We start from the raw sequence: 24,311 nt of genomic DNA on the forward strand, positions 1-24,311 counted from the left end.
TCATCAGACAGCATTACTCAGATAAAATTCATAGATAGAGAACACATAATGCAAATATTTGGCAAAATTTTGGGCGCGTTTTTTGGCTTTTTATTTGGAGGGCCACTCGGTTTAGTTTTTGGTCTGTTTTTAGGACACCAATTCGATAAAGCTCGCGGATTGAACCAATCAGGCTTCAATAGCTCTGGTTTTGGTCGAGGTCCAAGCCAAGCAGAAAGACAGAACGAGTTTTTTAAATCCGCTTTTGCGGTTATGGGGCACGTTGCTAAAGCGAAAGGGCAGGTAACGCCAGAAGAGATTCAACTCGCTTCTACCATGATGGAGCGTATGAACCTGCATGGCGAACAGCGTAAAGCAGCGCAAGATGCATTCCGTGACGGCAAAGAGAGCGACTTCCCTCTGAACGACGTACTTGAGCGAGTTAAAATCTCATCGGGTGGTCGTTTTGATCTTCTGCAGTTCTTTCTAGAGCTTCAGGTATCTGCCGCATTTGCGGATGGAAGTTTGCACCCGAGTGAACGTCAAGTTCTGCATAAAATAGCGCAAGGGCTTGGGTTTTCGGCAGCACAACTAGAACGCCGCTTGCAGATGCAAGAAGCTGCGTTCCGTTTCCAACAGCAAGGTGGAAGCTTTGGTGGCCATCAGGGTCATGGGCAATCATCAGGTTGGCAACAGGCTTCGCAACAGAACCAACTTGGCGACGCATATAAGGTTCTTGGTGTGAGTGAAAGTGCTGACGGTAAAGAGGTGAAGAAAGCCTACCGCAAGCTGATGAATGAACATCACCCAGATAAACTGATGGCGAAGGGCTTACCGCCTGAGATGATGAATGTTGCGAAAGAGAAATCGCAAGAAATTCAGAATGCTTATGACCTGATAAAGAAAGTAAAAGGTTTTAAGTAATTGAACACTAAACCGAGTAATAACAAAGTTACTCGGTTTTTTATTAAAGGGAATTATATGACGGTAACGTATCAGGATGTTCTAGAGTTTTGGTTCGATGAGTTGACGCCTAAAGGTTGGTTTACTGGCGGCGCCGAGATTGACACTTTGATAGAGTCTCGATTTTCTGAATTGCATAAAGCAGCCATTCAAGGCGAGCTATTTGAGTGGCGCCAAACTGCGCAAGGACGATTGGCTGAGATTATCGTACTTGATCAGTTTTCTCGAAATATTGGTAGAAAAAGTCCGACAGCATTTTCTGCTGATCCGATGGCGTTGGCTCTAGCCCAAGAGGCGGTAGCGGGTGGTTTTGATCACCAGCTTAACGAGCAACAGAAAAGCTTCCTGTATATGCCTTATATGCACAGTGAATCTTTGTTAGTCCATGAACAAGCCGTGGAACTCTTTTCTCAAACGGGATTAGAGCATAATCTGGACTTTGAGTTTAAGCACAAGGTTATCATTGAGCGATTTGGTCGCTATCCGCACCGTAATGAGGTGTTAGGGCGAGCTTCGACTCCCGAAGAGATTGAGTTCTTGCAGCAACCGAGCTCAAGCTTTTAATTGTAGAAATACGGTCAAAGAATTGAGAAGAGGCTAGAGGTTAATAAAAACCTCTCGCCTCTTTTTTACTTTAGTGATCAACTTTAGCCTTAGAGCTAGTTTGCTTGGTTGAGCGACCAATCGTATTCATAACTGATGTTTTGAGTATTGGTTACTGCTTCAATTCGATATTGTTCTAAGTGCTGAATAAGCTGTTTCTTCGTACCAAAATCCACAGCAAACCATTCGTAAATCGATGATAGTTGAAGCTTATTGTTTGTAACCATCACGCCTTTGTCACTGCTTACAAACTCAGTTGCAGCTTGCTCTAGCAAGGCTTCAGTATTTTTAGAGGTAAAAGCGTCAGGTTGTAAGTTAGGGCAACCTAGGCTGGCACAGTTCACGGCATAATGCGTGCGAGGATCTTGCCAAATTGGTCTTAGGATTCGGTGTTCAATGTCATTGAGTGTCAGTGATTTCCCATTAACGACTACCACATCATCTCCCCACGGACCGAAACTAAATAGTCCGCCAAGTTTAGTTATGGATTTGATCGGGTAGGCATCAAGAATCAAATCGACAGTCACGGCGTTGTATAGGTTAACCCAATAGGCATACTGCTCCGCTTTTGAATAGTCGAGCGGATTCACCTGTTCGAGTTGCTTGATGTATTGTTTAAGCTTTGTTTTATCGGCGGTGTTCACTGCTTTATAGCGAACTAACGTATTTTGCCCCTGTTTAACCAAGTAGCTATCGAGGAATTGCTGCCAATTTTGATGAGATACCTGTTCTAGGTTGGTTTCGTCGCTTTGCTTCCAGTATGGCCAAAGATCGGATTTAGGCGCAGACCAAGCTAAGGTTGAGAAAAGTAGGCTGACAATAAAAAGTAGTTGTTTCATGGCATTCTCCTGATGACTGACTACTAAGACCTTAAGGCTTACCATTTTCTTTCATTGCTCTTCATTTAAATAAACATATGAAGTTAAGTTAAAAGCTTAGCCAAATAAAAAAGGTTGGCACTTGGCCAACCTTTAGATTTATTCAGAAACGTCTCATTATTTTAGGAAGCTAGGAATCTTAGCTTCAAACTCTGAGATCTTATTGGCATGTTGAAGTGTAAGGCCGATATTATCTAAACCATTCAGTAAGCAGTGACGACGGAACTCATCAATTTCAAACGAGTACTCTTTGCCGTTCGCGCTGACTTTCATTGCTTCTAGATCAACCGTAATTTCTGCACCTTCATTCGCTTCAACGAATTGGAATAGCTCATCCACTTCTTGCTCAGTCAATCGAACTGGCACCATTTGGTTGTTGATCGAGTTACCGTAGAAAATGTCGGCAAAGCTTGGTGCGATCATTACTTGGATACCGTAATCGGCAAGCGCCCACGGTGCGTGTTCACGAGATGAACCACAACCGAAGTTTTCACGAGCTAAAAGAATTGAAGCGCCTTGGTAGCGAGCTTCGTTCATTACAAAATCAGGGTTTGGCTGTTGGCCTGCATCGTCTAGGAAGCGCCAATCGTGGAACAAGTGCTTACCAAAACCGATGCGGTTTACTTTCTGTAGAAACTGCTTTGGAATGATCGCATCAGTATCGATGTTGGCCGTATCTAGAGGAACGACTAATCCGGTGTGTTGTTGAAAACCTGACATGTTAAATCCTCTAATTAAAGTTCACGAATATCGACAAAGTGACCAGCGATAGCCGCTGCGGCTGCCATTGCTGGGCTAACTAGGTGCGTACGACCATCACGGCCTTGGCGACCTTCAAAGTTACGGTTTGATGTAGAAGCACAGCGCTCTTGTGGACCTAGACGGTCGTTGTTCATCGCAAGACACATAGAGCAACCCGGTAAACGCCATTCAAAGCCTGCTTCGATGAAGATCTTATCTAGGCCTTCAGCCTCAGCTTGTGCTTTAACTTGCTCTGAACCCGGAACGATAAGCGCTTGAACATGTTTCGCTACTTGACGGCCTTTCGCTACCGCTGCTGCTGCACGCATGTCTTCGATACGAGAGTTAGTACAAGAACCCACGAACACTTTATCTACGTTGTAATCAGATAGAGATTTACCGGCTTCAAGACCCATGTAAGCCAGCGCTTTTTCAGCTGATGCTTTTTCTACAGGGTCTGCGAAGCTTTCTGGTGCAGGGATTGGTGTGTCTACTGAGATAACCTGACCTGGGTTGGTACCCCAAGTGACTTGTGGTTTGATGTCTGCCGCTTCTAATGTAACAACTGCATCGAATTCTGCATCAGCATCGGTTTTTAACGTATCCCAGTATTCGATTGCTGCTTCTAGGTCTTCGCCTTCTGGAGAGAACTTACGACCTTTGATGTACTCGTATGTCGTTGCATCTGGAGCGATTAAGCCTGCTTTAGCGCCAAGCTCGATTGCCATGTTACATACTGTCATACGACCTTCCATCGTAAGGTCGGTAATTGCCTCACCACAGAATTCAACTACGTAGCCAGTACCGCCAGCAGCCGTTGTTTTACCGATGATCGCTAGCACGATGTCTTTTGCAGTGATGCCAGGAGTAACCTTGCCTTTTACTTCGATCTTCATGGTTTTAGCGCGAGCTTGTTTTAGCGTTTGCGTAGCTAGAACGTGTTCCACTTCTGAAGTACCGATACCAAATGCTAGTGAACCAAATGCACCGTGTGTAGCCGTGTGCGAGTCACCACATACGATGGTCATGCCCGGTAGCGTAATACCTAGCTCAGGACCCATTACGTGCACAATACCTTGGTATTTGTGGTTTAGATCGTAAAGCGTGACACCAAACTCTTCACAGTTCTTCGATAGCGTTTCCATTTGGATACGAGCCATCTCACCAGAAGCGTTGATGTCTTTAGTTTGTGTCGATACGTTGTGATCCATGGTCGCGAAAGTCTTGCCAACTTGGCGAACTTTGCGGCCTTTCTCACGCAAGCCATCAAATGCTTGAGGTGACGTTACTTCGTGAACTAAGTGACGATCGATATAAAGAATTGGTGTTTCGCCCTTCGCTGCAACCGCAACGTGAGCGTCATAAACTTTTTCGTATAAGGTTTTTGCGTGCTGGTTTGTCGACATAGCTTTTCTTCCTTGGGAGCATCAGTCCCAGTGTTTGTTTCGAGCCAAGTCATGCGGTTTACGCTGACTTGGCTTGATATTATTCTTATGTACTTGCTTCTAATCGGAGCCTTTAGCTTATGAAGCTAAGATGTACTCAGCGATCTTGTCACCCATTTCAGAGGTAGTCAGCGCTTGGTTTTTGCCAGCAAGGTCTGCCGTTAGCTCGCCTGCAGAAAGTGCTTTAGAAACCGCTGCTTCGATGTCTTGTGCTGCCGCTTCTTCGCCTAGGCTGTAACGAAGCATTAGGGCTGCAGAAAGGATTTGCGCGACTGGGTTTGCGATGTTCTTACCTGCGATATCTGGTGCGCTGCCACCTGCTGGTTCGTATAGGCCGAAGTTGCTTTCATTTAAACTTGCAGAAGGAAGCATACCCATAGAGCCAGTGATCATTGCGCACTCATCAGAGATGATGTCACCAAAGATGTTTGAACATAGCATTACGTCAAACTGAGATGGGTCTTTGATTAGCTGCATGGTCGCGTTGTCGATGTACATGTGGTTTAGCGTGACATCTGGGTAATCTTTTGCGATTTCTTCAACCACTTCACGCCATAAGATAGAGCTCTGCAGAACGTTTGCTTTATCGATTGAGTAAACGTTTTTGTTACGTAGACGTGCAGATTCAAACGCAATCTTGGCAATACGTTCGATCTCGTAACGGTGGTAAACCTCGGTATCAAAAGCTTTCTCAGTTGCGCCTTCGCCTTCACGACCTTTAGGTTGGCCGAAGTAGATGCCGCCTGTTAGCTCACGAACTACCACGATGTCGAAACCGTTACCTGAGATGTCAGCACGCAAAGGCGAGAAAGACTCTAGACCTTTGTGGATTTGTGCAGGACGTAGGTTACAGAACAGTTGGAAGTGTTTACGGAGAGGAAGTAGGGCACCACGCTCTGGTTGATCGTTTGGTGGAAGGTGTTCCCACTTAGGGCCGCCAACCGAGCCAAATAGTACTGCGTCAGATTCTTCACAGCCTGTTACTGTCGCTTCTGGAAGTGGACAGTCGTGGTTATCAATTGCGATACCACCAACATCATACTCTTCACGAGAAAAGCTAATCGCATGCTTCTTTTCAATCGCGTCTAGCACTTTGTGTGCTTGCTGCATTACTTCTGGGCCAATGCCATCACCAGGTAGTACGGCAATCTTGTATGATTTATCAGTCATGTTAATCCTTTAATTCTTGTTACTGAGCTCTTTCGCTCGTTTTAAATTTTGTCCCTAAAGCCAATAACATCGGCTCTAGGGCTCTGTTATTGGGTGTTTAAACTGTTGCGATTCTTTGCTGTTTCATTTCAGCAATGGTGTCTGCGCGTTGAATGCTATTAATAACGTGCAGTAGCGCCTGACCAGAGGCCTCAACGATATCCGTTGAAACGCCTGTACCGTGGTACTTGCGGCCTTTGTAGTTCGCAATAATATCAGCTTGGCCTAAGCCATCTTCGCCTTCACCTTTCGCGGTAAGGTCGAATTTATCCAATGCAATTTCGTAACCCGTTAAGCGGTAGATACATTGGTATAAAGCATCAACCGGGCCGTTACCGACAGCCGCTTCGCATTTCTCTTCATCACCACATTGCAGCTTGATGCTGGTGGTAGACATAACACTACCAGATTGTACGCTTAGGTAGTTAAGTTTATAGAAGTCATCTTCGTCACGTAGATTTGCGAAGTGCATTAGTGCTTCTAGGTCGTAATCGAATACTTGGCCTTTACGGTCAGCCAGTTTCAAAAAGTCTTCGTACAATGAATCTAGGTTGTACTCATTGTCTTTGTAGCCCATTGCGTCCATGTGGCTCTTAACGGCTGCACGACCACTGCGACTTGTTAGGTTCAATGCCTTGTTTTTCAAGCCAATAGACTCAGGCGTCATGATCTCGTAAGTGTTCTTGTTCTTTAGCATGCCATCTTGGTGAATACCTGAAGAGTGGCTGAACGCGTTTGCACCGACGATAGCTTTGTTGTCTTGAATTGGCATATGGCAAAGCTGGCTAACCAATTTACTGGTACGGTGAATCTCTTTGTGGTCCAAACCGGTATGAACACCTAGTAGCTCTTGACGAGTTTTGATGATCATTGCGATTTCTTCTAAAGAACAGTTACCCGCACGCTCACCAATACCATTGATTGTGCCTTCAATTTGTCGAGCACCTGCTTGAACGGCAGCAATTGAGTTAGCAACCGACATGCCTAAGTCATCGTGACAGTGAACAGAGATGATCGCTTGGTCGATGTTGGGTACGCGATCAAATAGCGTTTGGATAATGCCACCAAACTCATTCGGTACTGTGTAGCCCACGGTGTCTGGAATGTTGATGGTTTTTGCGCCCGCGTTAATCGCGGCTTCAACCATACGACATAGGTTGTCGATAGGTGTACGACCGGCATCTTCACAAGAGAACTCAACATCGTCAGTGTAGTTGCGCGCATGCTTTACCGCTTTCACTGCCATCTCGACAACATCGTCGTAGCTGCGGCGTAATTTATCTTGCACGTGAACCGTCGATGTAGAAATGAAGGTATGAATACGGAACTGCTCAGCCACTTTTAGCGCTTCTGCAGCGGCATCGATATCTTTTGCAACTGCACGAGAAAGCGCACAGATACGGCTATCTTTAATATTTTTTGCGATGGTTTGTACTGATTCGAAATCGCCTGGCGATGACACAGGGAAACCCGCTTCAATAACATCTACACCCAGTCGTTCAAGTGCATAAGCGATCTGTAATTTCTCTTTTACCGTAAGGCTTGCTGCCAACGCTTGCTCGCCATCACGTAAGGTCGTGTCAAAAATTATCACTTGATCGTTCATGGGTGCTTCCTTATATCGATAATGAATCGATTGCTATCCAAATTATTATTAAGAATGATGTTCTTTTAAAAGTGCCAGTTACAAAAAAACCCGCTCAGCGCGGGTTTTAATATTTGTGTAGTTCTTGACCCACAACTTACCCGCGCGATTGGTTCACGATAAGGAGAAGTTTCAGCAGTCGAGAAGAAGAAAAAATCATTACACAAATATCCGTAAATAAACTGTTAACACCATATTTACCGCAATTTATTCTGAGCGTCAAACAAGAAAATCCAATATCAGCGTGCATTGGCGACGTTTTGGTTTGGTTTGTGCTGTTTTGTGTTGCGTTATTGGCTAAATCATCTGATTGGTGGTTTTGTATTGGGGGGTTAGTTTATCGTTTGGCTTATGTGTAGGTTAAAACTTTGTAGTAAATCTTTTTGATGGAACGATTCACCAAAAAAAGCACAAGCGTGACCAAATTAATTAATCACTTGATTAAATAGTGAGTAATTAATCTTCTACTGTTACACCTGTTTATCTCTATAATTAATCAGATGATTAATTATAGAGATGGATTTTTGCCATGACGGCACGAAAAGCGGGGCGACCTCAAAAAAACTTAGATGTTCGACAGTTATTGATTGAGCATGCTCGTGATCTGTTTGTCGTTCAAGCATACGACAAGGTCTCGACGCGCCTGATTGCTGAGCGTGCGGGTGTGAATATAGCGATGATCCGCTATTACTTTGGTAGTAAGGCCGGGCTGTTTGAAGCGATGCTGCGTGAAACGCTACGACCGATGCAATTGCAGATGCAGAGGTTGGTTGAAGAAAGCAGTCATGAGAACTTTCTTGATTTAATGAGGACTTACTACAAAGAGATGGTCAAGGTGCCGAAGTTTCCTCGCTTGATAGCCCAAGTGATGAATATGCCTCCCTCTGAAGTGCAAAGAGAGTTGCTCGAAAAGGTTTTCCTCGATGTTGCAAAGCCAGCCCAAGATGTCATTTTTGAAAAGCTGGTTGAACAAGGCATCTTAAAACAGAACATGGATCCAAAATTGTGCCGTGTTTCGTATGTAAGTTTGATGGTGTTTCCTTTCATCGCTCCGCCGCCTTTATTGGCAATCCATGGGATTGAAATTAATGAAGAATTTCTTAATCGTTTAATCGAACACAACATTCAACTGATGACTGAAGGCTTTATTAACGCACCGAGCCCTTCTTCCGTGCAGGACCAAAGATAATGAAAATAAATAAAAAACTACTCTTCTTTCCAGCACTTGCGGTTGGTGTTATTGGCCTTGTCGCCGCGATTAACTTGAAGCCGGATCTTCCAATCAAACCTGCGGGTGATAGGGCTCGCTTAGTTGATACTGTGAGCCTAGAACAACAACTGATAGCGCCGTTAGCGGTCGGCTTTGGCAAAGTAGTGCCGAAAGTTGAATGGAAAGCGATTGCTGAGGTGACAGGACAGATCGTGTATCGACATCCAGATCTTGAAAAAGGCCAGGTGATCCCTGCAGGAACGGTCGTGCTCAAGGTTGATCCATTGGATTACGAATTGAAACTGATACAAGCAGAGGCGGATCTAAAATCAAGCCAAACCTCATTAGCGAAATTGAATCAAGAAGAAGACAACCTTAATAAGACTCTTAAGATCGAAAAGAATCGTTTGGTGATCAGCAATAAAGAGCTACAACGTAAACAGGATCTGCGTAAGAAAGGGCTCACCTCTCAATCGGATGTCGACCTGCAACAACAAAGCGCATTGTCTCAGCAGAAGTTGGTATTAGATATCGCGAACCAAATCGCGTTGATGCCAGATGAAAAGCGTGTTGCGGAAGCGGTGATTAAGGTCAACGTGTCTAAGGTAAAAGAGGCGCAGCGCTCTCTCGATAAGACCACGATCACTTTGCCAAGAGCGATGCGAATTGCTCAGGTTGATATCGAACAAAATCAAGTAGTTAACCTTCAGCAGGAGATGTTTATTGCTCACGGGATTAATGTCATGGAAGTAGAGGCGCAACTTTCTATTCACGATATGCAAACTTTAGCCTCCAGCTTTAACCAATTTCCTCGCGATGCTGCAGGAATCCCTAATCCTTATGAAGCGCCAATCAAAGCAAGCATTCAACTTAACAGCGGCAACCTGAACCTCAGTTGGCCAGCGAAGGTGGCAAGAATCAGCGAAACAGTTGATGAAAACCAAGCGACAGCGGGGATTATTCTCGAGATCGCTCAAGACTACTCACAATTACAACCAGACAGCGCAACGCCTTTGGTTAACGGTATGTTTGTCAAAGCTGAGATTGAGGGTGTCGCTAATCTAAGTTGGGTGGTTCCAGAGCGAGCACTGCATGGTGATAAGGTTTACCTGATGGATGACAACCAGCGTTTGCAAGTGGTCAATGTTGAAGTGCTTTATCGCAGAGACAATCAAGTGGTTGTGAGTGGAGAGCTACAAACTGGAGATAAACTGGTTCTCAATGATGTCCTGCCAGCAATAGAAGGCATGTTACTGAGAGAGTCCAACTCTGAAGAGGCTGAGCTTGAATCAGATACTCAGGAGAGTGCGTCATGATCAAGTTTTTCTCTCGGCACCCAACAGCAGCAAACTTGTTGATGCTTGGGTTGTTGATCTTGGGTATAAGCTCACTATCAACCATCAAACGTGAAACCTTCCCCGCTTACGATCCGCCTTACATTATGGCTGCGATTGTTTATCCCGGCGCCTCTCCACAAGAAGTGGAAGAGAGCTTGTGTGTGCGAATGGAAGATGCAGTAGACGGCTTAGCCAACATTGAAGAAACTCAGTGTGAAGCCATCGAAGGCAGCGCTCGTTTAATTCTAAAGTTAAATGAAAAAGCGGACATCGGCCGAATGCTGGTGGATGTGCAAACCCAGATCAACTCGATCAATGATTTCCCAACTGAGATTGAATCGCCTGTTGTTCAAGAGCTAGATTGGAATGAACCGGTTGTCGATATCGCTATAACAGCCGAAACGTCGTGGCCAGAACTTAAGGCCTACGCGGAAGATCTTAAGCGCACCATGAAGCTTGATTACGATGTCTCTTTGGTCGAGGTTAGCGGCTTCTCGGATCATCAATATCGAGTGGAACTGGATACCCAAGCTATTCGTCAGTTGGGTTTGAGTGTCGGTGATATCGCGGATCAAATTGGTCGACAGAATGTAAAACTGCCGAGTGGTAACGTTGAAACACCAGACAAAAACTTTCTGATTCGTTTCGACGAGAGACGAGTTACGCCTGTTGAGCTGGAAAGCATCGTGGTTGGATCTGCGCCTAATGGCTCGGTGATTCGTTTGAGAGACATAGCCAAAATAACCGACCGCTTTGAACTTGATGAGCAAAAGGTGCTATTTGATGGCAAGCCTTCAGCGCTGCTTAAGATCAGTAAGAACAAAGAAGACGATGCGCTGCGAATCAAAGAGAACGTAACACGATTCGTTGAAGATCAAAGCGCGATTGCTCCTGATGGCGTGACACTACAAATGACCAACGATCTCTCATCTGTACTTTGGGATCGTCTAACCATGATGGTGAGCAATGGCTGGCAAGGTATTGTGCTGGTGTTCGCCACCATGTGGCTGTTCTTCAGCTTACGTTATTCATTTTGGGTGGCGGCAGGGTTGCCAGTGGCCTTCCTTGGTGGCTTGTTCTTAATGGCCAACCTTGGTTTGTCGATCAACATTATGTCGCTGGTCGGGTTGTTAATGGCAATCGGTATTATGATGGATGACGCCATCGTGATCGCCGAATCGATAGCCTCCCACTTAGATAGGGGACAAAGCGTCGATGATGCGGTGTACAACGGCGTTAAGAAAGTGCTTCCCGGAGTACTGTCTTCTTTCTTAACCACGGTGTGTATTTTCGGTAGCTTACTGTTTCTTGATGGCGAGATGGGCGCGGTGCTTAAGGCCGTTCCTCAAGTATTGATTTTGGTGCTGTCGTTGAGCTTGATTGAAGCCTTCCTGATTCTACCTAATCACTTATCTCATTCATTACATAAAGAAAAAAATGATAAGCCAGCGTTGCGCTTTAAAGTGGTGTTGCTTGAGAAGTTTGAGAACTTCCGTAATACCACTTTGATGAACATGGTTGAGAAAGTCGTGACCTTCCGCTACGCCTTTATGGGCGGAGTGATTACGCTGTTGTTGCTTTCAGTCGCCTTGATTGCTGGTGGTGTTGTTAAGTTTCAACCTTTCCCAGAGCTGGATGGTGATATTGCCGAGGCGCGTATTATTCTTCCGCCGGGCGCATCACTGTCTCAAACCGAGAAAGTGGTCGACAAAATTGTCGCGTCTGCTGAGCGTTTGAACAAGCAATGGAGCGAAGAGGTTGAAGAAGGCAATACACTGGTCGAGCACATAACTAGCCAATTCAATGCTAACGCCGATGCCAATGAATCCGGCCCGCACTTAGCCACAGTGCGCTTAGATTTACGCGGAGCAGAGAGTCGTAATACGGTTATCGATGATTTCATTGATGCGTGGAGAGAGGATATTGGCGATTTAGCGGATCCTATTTCATTGGTGTTCAAGCAACCCACGATGGGGCCGGGCGGTCGTGCTATTGAAATCCGCGCCAAACACGATGACCTGAGCGCATTGAAATCCGCTTCTTTGGATATTCAGGAGTACCTTAATCAGTTTGATGGGGTGCATGGCGTGCTTGATGACATGCGCATGGGTAAAGAAGAGATCTTGGTGAAGCTGCGCCCTGGAGCCGAAACCTACAATGTGAATGGGCAGATGATCGCTTCCCAATTACGTGCGGCTTTCTTTGGTCAGACAGCGGATGAGATTCAAATCGGTGTTGAGAATATCTCGATTGAAGTTCGTCTTGATAAAGAACAAGCGGGTGATTTACAGCAGCTGGCTAACTTCCCAATCATCACTGCAGACGGCAGTCAGATTCCATTAGCAACATTGGCGACATTAGATTTCCAGCGTAACTATGTGCGAATTCAGCGTATTGATGGGCTGAGAACCATCAGTATTTTTGGTGATATTGATAATAAGAAAGCGAGTTCATCCGCGATTTTGGCTCAGTTCCAAAAAGATGAAGCCGCCAAACTTATTCAGAAGTACCCGGGTTTACGTTTTGATTTCGAAGGGGAGGCCAAGGATGCAGCCAAGACTGGCGCTTCGATGGGCAAAGGATTCTTGCTCGGCTTATTCGGCGTGTTTGCGATTCTTAGCTATCAGTTCAGAAGCTATTTAGAGCCTGTGGTCGTGATGTTAGCGATTCCACTCGCTTTTATTGGGGTGGTCGTTGGTCACTGGATACTTGGCCATTCTTTGAGTATGCCAAGCATGATGGGCTTTGTGTCGCTTGCCGGAATTGTGGTTAATGATTCCATCTTGTTGGTGCAGTACATTCGTCACCATGTCGATGAGGGAGATAGCGTGCATGACTCGGTGGTGAAAGCCAGTCGCGAGCGTTTCCGAGCGGTATTCTTGACCTCAATGACGACTGCGGCAGGTTTGCTACCGCTGTTGACGGAAACCAGCTTACAGGCTCAGGTTATCCAGCCATTGGTTATTTCGATCGTATTCGGCATATTTGCCTCGACCTTACTGGTGCTGTTTATGACCCCTGCTGCTTACGCGATATTGGCGGATTTCGGTTTGGTTAAAAAGCACGAGCCACTAGCGCTATAGCCTTTAGCGTTTAATTATTTGCGAGCTCTATTATCATTAGCGAACGCTATAACCATTAACACGATAGAAGTAGCGTTTGCTTGCTTATATAAAGAATTGAAAACATAGAAGAATAAAGCGGCCTTGGGTCGCTTTATTTTTATCGGTCGCTTCTATCGCCATCCTGACTTGATCCATTGACCAGCCTATCAAGCATGGGAAATTTCATTTTAGTTCATTCAAAATGTCACTTAACTGTCATTTGTTGAGCATAACTTGAGCCTTAACTGAATAAGGATTGTTAAGGAGATCGTATGCGTACTATCGAACCTATTGTCCGCTGGGATGTGGCATTTTCTGTTTTCTGTTTAAACAACCGCTATGGCGGGCAACATGCAACGCTCAGTAAAGCGGTGTCTCATACTGGAGATGGACACCTTTATGTTTTGATTGCCTTGATTGCACTGCTGGTCGATAGCAACACCGGTCGAGACTTTCTTTTGGTGGGCTTAACCGCCTTCGCAATCGAACTGCCTATTTACTGGTTTGCTAAAAATACCCTCAAGCGCCGTCGACCAGCTGAATTCTCTTCACTACTTCACTCTCATATTGTGCCATCCGATAAATACAGTCTGCCTTCAGGGCATTCCGCTGCTGCTTTTGTTATGGCGACCCTAATCGGGCATTTCTATCCGAGCTTGTACCTCTTTAGCTTGGTGTGGGCAACTGCGATTGCAGGCTCTCGAATCCTGCTCGGTGTGCATTTTTTAACGGACGTACTGATTGGCGCAGCCTTGGGCATCGCTTGTACCAGCCTAGCTATCAGCTTCATCCTGTAATTATTTTGTTGGCAACCACTGCCGAGCTTAAGTGGTAAATTTAAAGGAACATGCATGAAAATTTTATATGGCGTACAAGGCACAGGAAATGGGCACATCGCTCGAGCGAGAGCAATGGCCGTCGCTTTTCGTCAGCAAAATATTGATGTCGATTTTCTGTTCTCTGGGCGAGATGAGAGCAAATACTTTTCGATGGAAGCGTTTGGCAACTATCAGACCCGCAGCGGCTTAACTTTTTACAGCGAGCAGGGGCAGGTTAAATACGGCAAAACATTCATGAAGAACAACATCTGGCGATTTCTCCGTGAGATTAACCAGATCGATCTTACGCCTTATGACTTAGTGATTAATGATTTTGAGCCTGTCACTGCATGGGCGGCTAAGAGACAAGGTGTGCCATGCATTGGGATAAGCCACCAGAATGCGTTTCGTTATGATGTACCCAAAGAAGGGGGCAACTGGATTGAACATTCAGTGATTCAACATTTCGCCCCAACCGAGCACTCTATTGGCTTGCACTGGTATCACTTTGAACAGCCGATTTTGCCGCCTATCGTTCACACGCTGGTTGGTGAGCAACAAACCAAAACAGCACAAGACTTTACGTTGGTCTATTTGCCATTTGAGGATCTTGAGTCGATCTCAGAGCTGCTGATGAAGTTCATTTCGCAAAACTTTGTCTGTTACCACCCGGATGTGATTGAGCATAGCCGAGTTGAAAATATTGAGTTCAAACCACTGAGTCATGCGGGCTTTCAATTCGACCTCAATCAGTGCTCTGGTGTGGTCGCAAATGGCGGCTTTGAATTGCCATCTGAAGCCCTAACTTTGGGGAAGAAATTGCTTCTCAAACCACTCGAAGGACAGTTCGAACAACAGAGCAATGTGGCGACGCTAGAGGCCCTTGGGTTAGCTCAAACCATGACGTTTTTAGATGCGGCTATCTTGCGCGCTTGGCTCAGTGAAAAACAGGCCGAAGTGGTCACCTATCCAGACGTGGCAAGTGCACTCGTTGAGTGGGTATTAGCAGGGAATTGGTCTAATCAAGATGATTTAAGAAAGCAACTTTGGGACAAGGTCGACTTTCCAAGTTATGCATCGCTCACCTAACTCATAAGTGCTATTTCTGAATTGACCGGTTGAACAATTCACGAGTTCAATAAATTGTAACAAATGTAACCAAACGATAGAACAGCTAAATAAGTCGAAATTAAACTCATAAGTGACGCATTTTATGTTTTTTTATAACTCTATAAGTAATTGATTTTTAGATGTTATTTAATAATTAAGGTAAAATAAAATTATTCTTTATCAATCTTGTTGGTAGCTCGAGATGCATTGGTTAATAGTAATGTCAATCCGAAAAACATCGGTCTGATAAATATAAGAATTAGTGGTTATCTATTCTCATACCATTACCAATTTAACGCTGTCGAACCGACAAGAGGCAACTTGAATGTTAGATAAGAAAGACGCAATGAGTGCTATTGCAAGCTACAGAATGGAAAGCACACTTCGTGGAGTCGACTTAAATCTTTTGACTGTATTTGATGCAGTTATGCAAGAGCAAAACATTACACGTGCAGCTCACAATCTGGGTATGTCTCAGCCTGCTGTAAGTAACGCTGTTGCTCGTCTAAAAGTGATGTTTAACGACGAACTATTCATGCGTCAAGGTCGTGGTATTCAACCGACTCAACGTGCTCGTCAGTTGTTTGGTCCTATCCGCCAAGCGCTACAGTTAGTACGCAACGAACTACCAAGTTCTGTGTTCTCTCCAGAGTCGTCTTCTCGCCTGTTCAAACTTGCGATTTGCAGCCCTTGTGACATGCGTTTTGCACCTAAGATTATGTCGACAATTAACGAGCAAGCACCAAGCGTTAAACTGCACATGGACGCTGAGTTCGATCGTCAGCTTTCTGAGCGTATGCGCTACCAAGAAATCGACTTCGTGATCGATTACGCTCGCTTTGATGAGCAAGGTTTCTCAAGCACTGAAATCTTCCAAGATGAGTTGGTTGTTGTCGCTTCTGCTTCTCACCCACGCATTAACGGTGAAGTAACAGCGGCAGAGCTGCTTAACGAAAAGCACGCGAAATTGTCTCGCATTCACGGTCAACGTAGCTTCTCTGAGCAAGCTTACCGTGACCTAGACTGCATGCCTTTCTACGAAGGCACGAGCCTAAGCAACGTTCTTTACGTTGTAGGTCAGTCTGAACTAGTAACGATTGCTCCTCGTTGGATGGTAGAACATGCAGCAAACAAAGAGCAGCTTCAGATTCTAGATTTCCCATGTGATAATGCGGCAATTTCAGGCTTCCTAAGCTGGCACGAATCAAGTGAAAAGGACAAAGGACACATTTGGTTACGAGATCAGTTAATGATGATCTGTGGCGAAGTAGTGGCACTTAACTAGACACTAATCCCTATGTTTTATAAGCCCTAAGCTAGGAGTCTGGCTTGGGGCTTTTTTGTACCTGCTATTTTTGTTGATAGAAAACTTAGCGTGAGACGTACTATTACTTATAACTTTGAGCTTCATCAGTTGCCTTTTCCATGATCAGAGGTACACTTGTGCGCTCAAAAAAGCTTACAGGTGTAAGCCAAAGGTAAAGAGATGGCCAATTTAGATTTTCATATCGTAAAAAGACTTCGTGACCAAATTGCCCAAGGCGGCAACCGTACAGCTTTGAAGCACAAAGTAGATAATGTATGGCAAGGTATTAGCTGGCAGCAGTTTGGACAACAAATCGATACGCTTTCATTAGCACTATTGGCTCAAGGACTGAGAGTTCAGGATAAGATCGGTATCTATTCGAACAATATGCCTCAATGGACCGTGGCAGATTTTGCATCGTTACAAGCACGCCTTGTGACTGTGCCGATTTATCCAACGAATACAGCAGCACAGTCTTCTTACATCATCCAAAATGCAGATGTGAAGATCTTATTCGTTGGTGAGCAAGTTCAATTCGATGCGGCGGTTAGCCTGTTTGAAGAGTGCGAGCAGCTAGAAGTTGTTGTGGCTATGTCTGATGACATCGACCTGCAAGGACACAGCTTTGCCGTATCTTGGAATGACTTCATGGCGCGTGGCGTTGAAGCACAACAAGCTGAACTTGACGTGCGTCTTGCTGATGCAAGCATGGACGACTTGCTGACTCTTATCTATACCTCTGGTACCACAGGTCAGCCAAAAGGCGTAATGCTTGATTACACCAACATTGGCTACCAGTTAGAAGGCCACGATGAGCGCCTTAGCCTGAGCAAAGACGATGTCTCATTGTGTTTCCTACCGTTATCACACGTATTTGAGCGTGCTTGGACGTTCTACGTTCTTTATAAAGGCGCAACCAACTGCTACCTGCAAGATACGATGCAAGTGCGTGATGCGCTAAGTGATGTGAAACCTACTGTAATGTGTGCGGTTCCACGCTTCTACGAGAAGATCTTCTCTGCGATTCACGAGAAGGTATCTAAAGCACCATTTATTCGTAAAGTGCTATTTACTTGGGCGGTGAACATGGGAGCAAAGCTTTCAGTTTGTCACCAAGAAGGTCGTACTCCATCGTTGATGCTGAAGAAGAGCCATGCGCTAGCTGATAAGCTTGTGCTATCTAAACTGCGCGCTCTACTCGGCGGTAACATCAACTTCATGCCATGTGGTGGCGCGAAGCTTGATGAGACGATTGGTCGCTTCTTCCATGCTATCGGCATCAACGTAAAACTTGGCTACGGTATGACAGAAACTACAGCAACAGTATCTTGTTGGGATGACCGCTGTTTTAACCCAGATTCGATTGGTATGTCGATGCCGGGCGCAGAAGTGAAAATTGGTGCGAAGGACGAGATTCTTGTTCGTGGTCCAATGGTGATGCGCGGTTACTACAAGATGCCAGAAGAGACCGCAAAGACATTCGATGAACACGGCTTCTTGAAAACCGGTGATGCGGGTCATTTTGATGAAAATGGTAACCTGTTCATTACTGATCGTATCAAAGAGCTGATGAAAACCTCTGGCGGTAAATACATTGCACCACAAGTAGTGGAAGGCGCGATTGGTAAAGATCACTTTATCGAACAGATTGCGGTTATCGCTGACACACGTAAATTCGTTTCTGCACTGATTGTTCCTTGTTATGACTCGCTAGAAGAGTACGCCAAAGAGCTTAATATCAAGTATCACGATCGCGTTGAGCTGGTTAAGCATCACCAAATCGTCGAGATGCTAGAAAAGCGTGTGAATGACCTACAGCAAGAACTGGCTAAGTTTGAGCAAGTAAAGAAATTCAAACTGCTACCAAAAGCATTTTCTATGGATGATGGTGAACTGACACCAACTCAAAAATTGCGTCGTAAAGTTATCAACGATAAGTATCAAGACGAAATCGAAGAAATGTACAACGAAAAGCCTAAAGATAAGTAGTTTTCTGCTTAGATAAATTTTCAGTTGTTTAAAAATCCCCCTACGAATGTGATTGCATTTTTAGGGGGATTTTTTGTATCTAATGACACAGCACAATGTGCGAAAGCGCACACCAGCAGACTCGCTGTTTATCGATAAATAGTGATCTATTGAAATATTAAGTGCTTTTTTTTGTTCATTAACTAGTGTTTAAACCTAGTGTGGGGGTCTGGGTTGGGTTTTATTTAATGCTTTGAGCTAATAGTTGGTTTTTTGGCACAGTTGCCGAATAACAGGTGTTAGACCAGATGATAATAAAGCGTTAAAGTTGTTTCGTATTACTGTTTGTTGTTATCACGACAGACAGCCATAGCCGAAAAAGTGGAAGTATTTCGAATTAGGCTACGAATAAGCCCTAGACTATGAAAAACCAGCCCAACATGTTCACCAAATATGATTGGAAACTGGTGAGGAGAGCAATATGACAACAAAACCTGAAACAGCCATGTCATCCGGCGCTGAAATGTTATCCGGTGCTGAGATGGTGGTGCAGTCTCTAATTGAAGAGGGTGTAGAACAAATCTTTGGTTACCCAGGTGGTTCTGTACTTGATATCTACGATGCGCTGCATGCTAAAACTGCTGAAATTAAACACGTATTAGTACGACATGAACAAGCCGCTACCCACATGGCTGATGGCTATACTCGTTCTACCGGCAAACCGGGCGTAGTACTTGTGTGTTCTGGTCCAGGTGCGACCAATACCGTTACTGGCATTGCAACAGCCTACATGGACTCAATCCCAATGATTGTTATTTCTGGTAACGTACCAAATAACCTCATTGGTAATGACGCCTTCCAAGAGTGTGACATTGTGGGTGTATCACGCCCGATCGTTAAACACAGCTTCTTAGTTAAGAAAGCGGAAGATATCCCTGAAGTCGTTAAAAAAGCATTCTATATTTCAACGACAGGGCGTCCCGGTCCTGTGGTTATTGATCTGCCGAAAGATATCTTAAACCCACAAATCAAGCTTCCTTATGAATACCCAGAAACGCTCAAAATGCGTTCGTATAACCCAACGGTTACGGGTCATAAAGGTCAGATCAAAAAGGCGCTAAAAGCCCTTCTTGAAGCGAAGAAGCCGGTACTTTATGTCGGTGGTGGTGCGGTTATTTCTGAGGCAGATAAGCCGCTGTTAAAATTAGCAGAGGCACTGAATTTACCTGTGGTAAGCACCCTAATGGGGCTTGGCGCTTTCCCTGGCACCCATAAGAACTCTTTGGGTATGTTAGGCATGCATGGTTTATATGAAGCCAATATGGCGATGCACAATGCGGATTTGATCTTTGGTATTGGCGTACGTTTCGATGATCGAACGACTAATAACCTAGATAAGTACTGCCCTGATGCGAAGATCATGCACATTGATATCGACCCATCTTCGATCTCTAAGAACGTAAAAGTGGATCTACCGATTGTAGGTTCTGCTGAAAAGGTTCTAGAGAGCATGGTGAACTTGCTCGTTGAGCAAGGCGGCACTAACGATGCAGAAGCGATTGAAAGCTGGTGGAGTGAAATCAAGCAGTGGCAAGAGCGTGACTGCCTAGCTTACGAGAAATCGTCTGAGCGCATCAAACCACAGCAAGTAATTGAAACACTGCATAAAGTAACCAATGGCGATGCCTATGTTGCTTCTGACGTAGGTCAACACCAAATGTTTGCTGCTTTATACTACCCGTTTAACAAGCCACGTCGTTGGATTAACTCTGGTGGTCTAGGCACGATGGGCTTTGGCCTGCCTGCTGGTATGGGCGTTAAGTTTGCTAAGCCAGATGAAGAGGTGGTTGTGGTAACCGGTGACGGCAGCATTCAAATGAATATCCAAGAGCTGTCGACTGCGCTGCAATACAATATCCCGGTTAAGATTATTAATCTTAATAACCGTTTCCTAGGCATGGTAAAACAGTGGCAAGACATTGTTTATCAAGGCCGTTACTCTAACTCATATATGGACTCTGTTCCTGATTTTGCTGCTATCGCTGAGGCTTATGGCCACGTTGGTATGCGCATTTCATCTCCGGATGAACTGGAATCAGGTTTGGAAAAAGCACTAGCGATGAAAGACCGTTTGGTATTTGTCGATATTAGTGTGGATGACACCGAGCACGTATACCCAATGCAGATCAAAGGCGAGGGTATGGATAACATGTGGCTAAGCAAAACGGAGAGAACATAATATGAGACACATTATTTCACTACTAATGGAAAACCAACCTGGTGCGCTTTCTCGTGTGGTTGGCTTGTTTTCTCAGCGTGGCTACAACATCGAGTCTTTGAACGTATCTCCAACCGATGATCCGACGCTGTCTCGTTTGAACGTCACTACTAACTCGAGCGAAATGCAGCTTGAGCAGATTCAGAAACAACTGCATAAGCTAATCGACGTACTTAAAGTACAAGAAGTGTCTGAACTTGAACACATTGAACGTGAGCTGTTGATGGTAAAAGTACGTGCGAGCGGCTTTGCTCGTGCGGAAGTGAAGCGCACAGCGGATATCTTCCGTGGTCAGATCGTTGATGTTACGGCTTCTCAATATACGGTTCAAATGGCGGGTACTAGCGAGAAACTGGATGCCTTCATTCAGGCGCTGTCTGAAGTGACGGAAGTGCTTGAAGTAGCTCGAAGTGGTGTTGTTGGCATCGCACGAGGCGAACGTGCGTTGAAAGCCTAGACGATAAGTCTTTAAAAAATAACTTTAAAGCCGCTTTTTTAAGCGGCTTTTATTTTGTTAATTTTTTAGAGTGCTATAATCCCGCGCTGCACTTCCATTCATCTGAGTTAGCAATGCGAAATAAAAAATCAATAATTACATTGCTGATTATCTCTATCATATTGTCTTCTGCAGTATGTCTGTATTATTTGCAGCGCTACAAAGAAGTAAAACAGCAGAGCTTTGACTACTCAGCTAAGCAAGCCGTTCATCAGTTAGTGTATGCCAAGCGAGATTATGATCTTCTCAAGACTCAGTTAGTCTCGGTCATGGAGCTACTCAGTCATAGCCAGAGCTTGGTTAACTTTGCTTCCTCTCCCTCAGACCAAACCAAACATCTACTTGAAGAGGTCTGGCAATCTGTTCTCGTGAACCAGAAGTGGTATACACAAATCCATCTGTTAGATGTCACTGGCAAAGAATTGGTGCGTGTTAACTATTCCTCTGATACCGGTAGAGTGACGTTTCCTCAACAGCTGCAAGATAGGTCGGATTCTAACTACTTCCAATACGCTCAAAAACTAGAAGCCGAACAGATTGGCGGTTGGGGTATTGAGCTTGAAACTGAGCATGGTGAAGTCACCTTCCCTTATTCGCCGGTAATCCGTGTCTTTACCCCAGTAGAAACCCCTGACGAAAGAGTAGGCTACCTCGTCATCAATCTTGATGTATGGGGCTTATCGTCGCGTCTGAGCTTTTCACCAGATAACGATCTTAGAGCAGAAGTTCTCAATGACGCGGGTTACTTCATCGCGAGTAACAACAGCGGTAAGTTGTTCGGAGACTCTATTCCTGAAAGAAAAGGCTATAACCTGAAAAATATCGCGCCGAAGACGTGGGATGCGATCTCCAATGATCAGGTGGGATACGTTTTTGAAGATGGTAATTTGTTTGCCTTTAACACGGTTATGCTCGCGAACAGTCAAAAGGTCCATTTACTGATTCAACTTAATCAAAAGCAACTGATGGATCGGGCTGAGCGTGATCTAGATGATTTGGCCCATGAAGAGATCATTGTTCTGATTACGGTGCTGATATTCGCTTTCCCGTTTGCTTACCTGGTGACGCACTGCCGACGCCGAAGCCTAGAGAGTAAATTGGCACGCGCCGCATTGAATGGTATGTCGGCAGTGATGATCTCTGACAAGCAGCACCGCACAATGATGATCAACAACGAATTTGAGAACATGACTGGGTACTGCAAAAAACAGGTGATCGGTAAAAATGCATTGCAGTTGCTGCTTGAGAATACCGACCAAGTGCTCTCAAGCTCGGCTATTTGGAGTCATTTAGAGCAAGAAGAAGTATGGGAAGGGGAGGTTCAGTGTAAGAACAAGCTGCGTATTCCTTTTACTGCGATCATGCGAGTGCATGCGGTCAAAAACAATTCAGGCAAAGTCAGTTACTACATCACCTCGTTGGTTGATATTTCCGTAAGAAAGGAGCTTGAGGTGCGTTTGAGGATCTTAAGTGAACGTGACTCTTTGAGTAACCTCTGGAACAGACGAAAGTTCGAAGAGCAGTTGGCCTACTATTCTCGCTTGGTTGAGCGTTACCCGAACGAAACGACCACTTGCTTAGCCTTAGTCGACATCGATAACTTCAAGCGAATCAATGATGAACTTGGCCACGACGAAGGTGACCGTGTGATTGCTGGTGTTGCTAAGCTTCTGCAAGACAGTCTTCGTGGGACGGATTTTGTTGCACGTGTCGGAGGGGAAGAGTTTGCACTCTTGATGCCACACACCTCACTGCCAGAAGCAAAGCGCGTATTGGATCGCTTACGAATCGAGATTGAGCTAGCGGCCGGAACTAAGGTAACAGTGAGTGTTGGCTTTACGGATTTAACCAGTAACAGCACTCGCTCATACAAGTGTGCGGATGTTGCGCTTTACGAATCTAAATCGTCTGGCCGTAATACGGTCTCTATGTGTCCTAGCTATGATGATGTCGCTTAGGGTCGCTTCTATCTAGTCCTGTCTTCTATTTCCTTCACCTCTTCAAGTCGCGGCCCGACTCACTTTATCTCTCCCCCTTTTTATAGGAATCTCACTTTTGAGCGACCTATGTCACAAAATCTATACAGTTAGACTAAAGTCTAATGCTGGTGGAAATTTGAGCTAAAATGAACAATAAGTAAACTACCTTGCTTCAGATTACATCGTGCTTAACGGTGTAATAAATAGAGTGTTTACCAGATGTAAAAGGATGACACCGTTAACTTAATTCAACTGATTAGCTAGCCTTTTCAATGGTTTGAAAGGCAGCAGTAGAATTAGGTTAGCTGGAGCAAGAGTTTGGGGATCATACAGTCTGGTTAAAAGAGGCGTGGTATGTTTGTCGATTTTTTAGTTAGGTTAACCATAGGCACATTAGCCATTCTTGGCTTTCAACTTAGTGCATTGTATTTTTTACCTATGGTTGTGCTGCTCAATACTCATCACAAAGAGTTTTTTGGGTGGTAGTTCAGTCGTAATACTGGAAACAAAAAACGGAGCCATTGGGCTCCGTTTTTATTTGGTTAGAAGCTACTTTAGCGTTATGCCGCTTCGATAACTTCTTCAATTCGTTTCATTGAACCTAGCAGGTGTTGATCAAGCAGTTCAGTCGCTTGTTCTACATTCTTAGAGAGTACTAGTTTCATGATCATTTCGTGTTCATCAATATTGAACAGATCATCTGATGCGCTTTCTGCAGACATAGCGAGGAAGCGGTAACGTTTCACTTGGTTAATTAGGTCATCAAAGAACTTAAACATGTTCTCTGAATCTGCACCTTCAAGCAGTGCGACATGGAATTGCTGGTGGCGCTCTTCCCATTCTACACAGTCAAACTCTTCAGATACGTACTGTACTCGCGATAGTTTATGGTAAGACGTTAGTACATCCAGTTCCCAGCTCTCATCACCTGCTGCAATCGCTTTTTTAAGCAGAACCGATGATACAACACGAAGGCTTTCGTATAGGTCATTCAGTTCTTTCTTTGATACAGGAGATACCCAGCAGCCTTTTTGTGGCTCTAGCTTTACGTATTTGCTCCAAGATAACTGTACCAAGGCTTCGCGAATAGGGGATGCGCCAACGTTGTAGCGTGCTTTTAGATCAGCAACAACAAGCTTTTGGCCTGGGGTTAACTCACCATTAAGAATATCTTGGCGAATCATCTTTGATACTTTGTCAGTGAGCGTAGGACTAGACATTACAAACCTCATCTATATATGA

Annotated in this window: 18 protein-coding genes; 12 read left to right on the forward strand and 6 right to left on the reverse strand. The window is 44.8% G+C overall.

The window, feature by feature from the left end; translation table 11 throughout:
• Positions 1-48 precede the first annotated feature (48 nt).
• Both djlA and AB6E54_RS06210 read left to right on the forward strand, forming a co-directional pair.
• Entirely contained in the window at positions 49-903 is an 855-nt protein-coding gene (gene djlA / locus AB6E54_RS06205) for a co-chaperone DjlA (protein WP_017061385.1), read from the forward strand.
• 57 nt (positions 904-960) lie between these two features.
• Positions 961-1,506 carry a DUF924 family protein gene (locus tag AB6E54_RS06210; RefSeq protein ID WP_102332754.1) on the forward strand — a complete coding sequence of 182 codons (546 nt, stop codon included), beginning with the start codon at positions 961-963 and terminating at the stop codon, positions 1,504-1,506.
• A 95-nt stretch (positions 1,507-1,601) separates the two neighbouring features.
• Here the strand turns inward: AB6E54_RS06210 and AB6E54_RS06215 are convergent, their stop codons facing one another.
• The 5 genes from AB6E54_RS06215 to leuA all read right to left on the reverse strand — a co-directional run bounded on the left by AB6E54_RS06215 (position 1,602) and on the right by leuA (position 7,424).
• Positions 1,602-2,384, reverse strand: coding sequence for a DUF547 domain-containing protein (locus AB6E54_RS06215; protein ID WP_102332755.1), 783 nt, complete (start codon positions 2,382-2,384; stop codon positions 1,602-1,604).
• Positions 2,385-2,540: 156 nt separating this feature from the next.
• Positions 2,541-3,143 (reverse strand): 3-isopropylmalate dehydratase small subunit, encoded by a 603-nt coding sequence (gene leuD / locus AB6E54_RS06220; protein WP_102332756.1) that lies wholly within the window; start codon positions 3,141-3,143, stop codon positions 2,541-2,543.
• A 14-nt stretch (positions 3,144-3,157) separates the two neighbouring features.
• On the reverse strand, positions 3,158-4,570 hold the full coding sequence (gene leuC / locus AB6E54_RS06225) for a 3-isopropylmalate dehydratase large subunit (protein WP_017062936.1): 1,413 nt from the start codon (positions 4,568-4,570) through the stop codon (positions 3,158-3,160).
• A gap of 117 nt (positions 4,571-4,687) precedes the next feature.
• Positions 4,688-5,779 carry a 3-isopropylmalate dehydrogenase gene (leuB, locus tag AB6E54_RS06230; protein ID WP_372106010.1) on the reverse strand — a complete coding sequence of 364 codons (1,092 nt, stop codon included), beginning with the start codon at positions 5,777-5,779 and terminating at the stop codon, positions 4,688-4,690.
• A 97-nt stretch (positions 5,780-5,876) separates the two neighbouring features.
• Positions 5,877-7,424 carry a 2-isopropylmalate synthase gene (gene leuA / locus AB6E54_RS06235; RefSeq protein ID WP_048614879.1) on the reverse strand — a complete coding sequence of 516 codons (1,548 nt, stop codon included), beginning with the start codon at positions 7,422-7,424 and terminating at the stop codon, positions 5,877-5,879.
• Positions 7,425-7,992: 568 nt separating this feature from the next.
• On the opposite strand from leuA, the gene AB6E54_RS06240 reads away from it, so the two are divergent.
• The 10 genes from AB6E54_RS06240 (at position 7,993) to AB6E54_RS06285 (ending at position 23,048) form a co-directional block, all read left to right on the forward strand.
• Positions 7,993-8,652, forward strand: coding sequence for a TetR/AcrR family transcriptional regulator (locus AB6E54_RS06240; RefSeq protein WP_136973941.1), 660 nt, complete (start codon positions 7,993-7,995; stop codon positions 8,650-8,652).
• Positions 8,652-9,989 (forward strand): efflux RND transporter periplasmic adaptor subunit, encoded by a 1,338-nt coding sequence (locus tag AB6E54_RS06245; RefSeq protein WP_372106012.1) that lies wholly within the window; start codon positions 8,652-8,654, stop codon positions 9,987-9,989. Before AB6E54_RS06240 ends, AB6E54_RS06245 begins: the two co-directional genes overlap by 1 nt.
• A complete protein-coding gene (locus AB6E54_RS06250; RefSeq protein WP_102332758.1) occupies positions 9,986-13,093 on the forward strand; it encodes an efflux RND transporter permease subunit in 3,108 nt (1,035 codons plus the stop codon). Before AB6E54_RS06245 ends, AB6E54_RS06250 begins: the two co-directional genes overlap by 4 nt.
• 293 nt (positions 13,094-13,386) lie before the next feature.
• Positions 13,387-13,911, forward strand: a complete 525-nt coding sequence (locus AB6E54_RS06255) for a phosphatase PAP2 family protein (protein WP_017062930.1) — start codon at positions 13,387-13,389, stop codon at positions 13,909-13,911.
• Between the two features lie 54 nt (positions 13,912-13,965).
• On the forward strand, positions 13,966-15,021 hold the full coding sequence (locus tag AB6E54_RS06260; RefSeq protein ID WP_017068817.1) for an MJ1255/VC2487 family glycosyltransferase: 1,056 nt from the start codon (positions 13,966-13,968) through the stop codon (positions 15,019-15,021).
• A 346-nt stretch (positions 15,022-15,367) separates the two neighbouring features.
• Positions 15,368-16,327 carry a transcriptional regulator LeuO gene (gene leuO / locus AB6E54_RS06265; RefSeq protein ID WP_017062928.1) on the forward strand — a complete coding sequence of 320 codons (960 nt, stop codon included), beginning with the start codon at positions 15,368-15,370 and terminating at the stop codon, positions 16,325-16,327.
• Between the two features lie 201 nt (positions 16,328-16,528).
• A complete protein-coding gene (locus AB6E54_RS06270) occupies positions 16,529-18,337 on the forward strand; it encodes a long-chain fatty acid--CoA ligase (RefSeq protein ID WP_017066937.1) in 1,809 nt (602 codons plus the stop codon).
• Positions 18,338-18,797: 460 nt separating this feature from the next.
• Positions 18,798-20,555 carry an acetolactate synthase 3 large subunit gene (locus AB6E54_RS06275; protein WP_017062926.1) on the forward strand — a complete coding sequence of 586 codons (1,758 nt, stop codon included), beginning with the start codon at positions 18,798-18,800 and terminating at the stop codon, positions 20,553-20,555.
• A 1-nt stretch (position 20,556) separates the two neighbouring features.
• Positions 20,557-21,051 (forward strand): acetolactate synthase small subunit, encoded by a 495-nt coding sequence (ilvN, locus tag AB6E54_RS06280; protein ID WP_008219984.1) that lies wholly within the window; start codon positions 20,557-20,559, stop codon positions 21,049-21,051.
• Between the two features lie 113 nt (positions 21,052-21,164).
• The gene (locus AB6E54_RS06285) at positions 21,165-23,048 is read left to right on the forward strand and encodes a diguanylate cyclase (protein WP_372106014.1); all 1,884 of its coding nucleotides are present in this window, start codon (positions 21,165-21,167) and stop codon (positions 23,046-23,048) included.
• Between the two features lie 581 nt (positions 23,049-23,629).
• Here the strand turns inward: AB6E54_RS06285 and AB6E54_RS06290 are convergent.
• Positions 23,630-24,301, reverse strand: a complete 672-nt coding sequence (locus tag AB6E54_RS06290; protein WP_080582236.1) for a GntR family transcriptional regulator — start codon at positions 24,299-24,301, stop codon at positions 23,630-23,632.
• Positions 24,302-24,311: the final 10 nt, after the last annotated feature.

Source organism: Vibrio sp. 10N.247.311.49 (assembly GCF_041467655.1).
Taxonomy (GTDB): Bacteria; Pseudomonadota; Gammaproteobacteria; order Enterobacterales; family Vibrionaceae; genus Vibrio; species Vibrio crassostreae_C.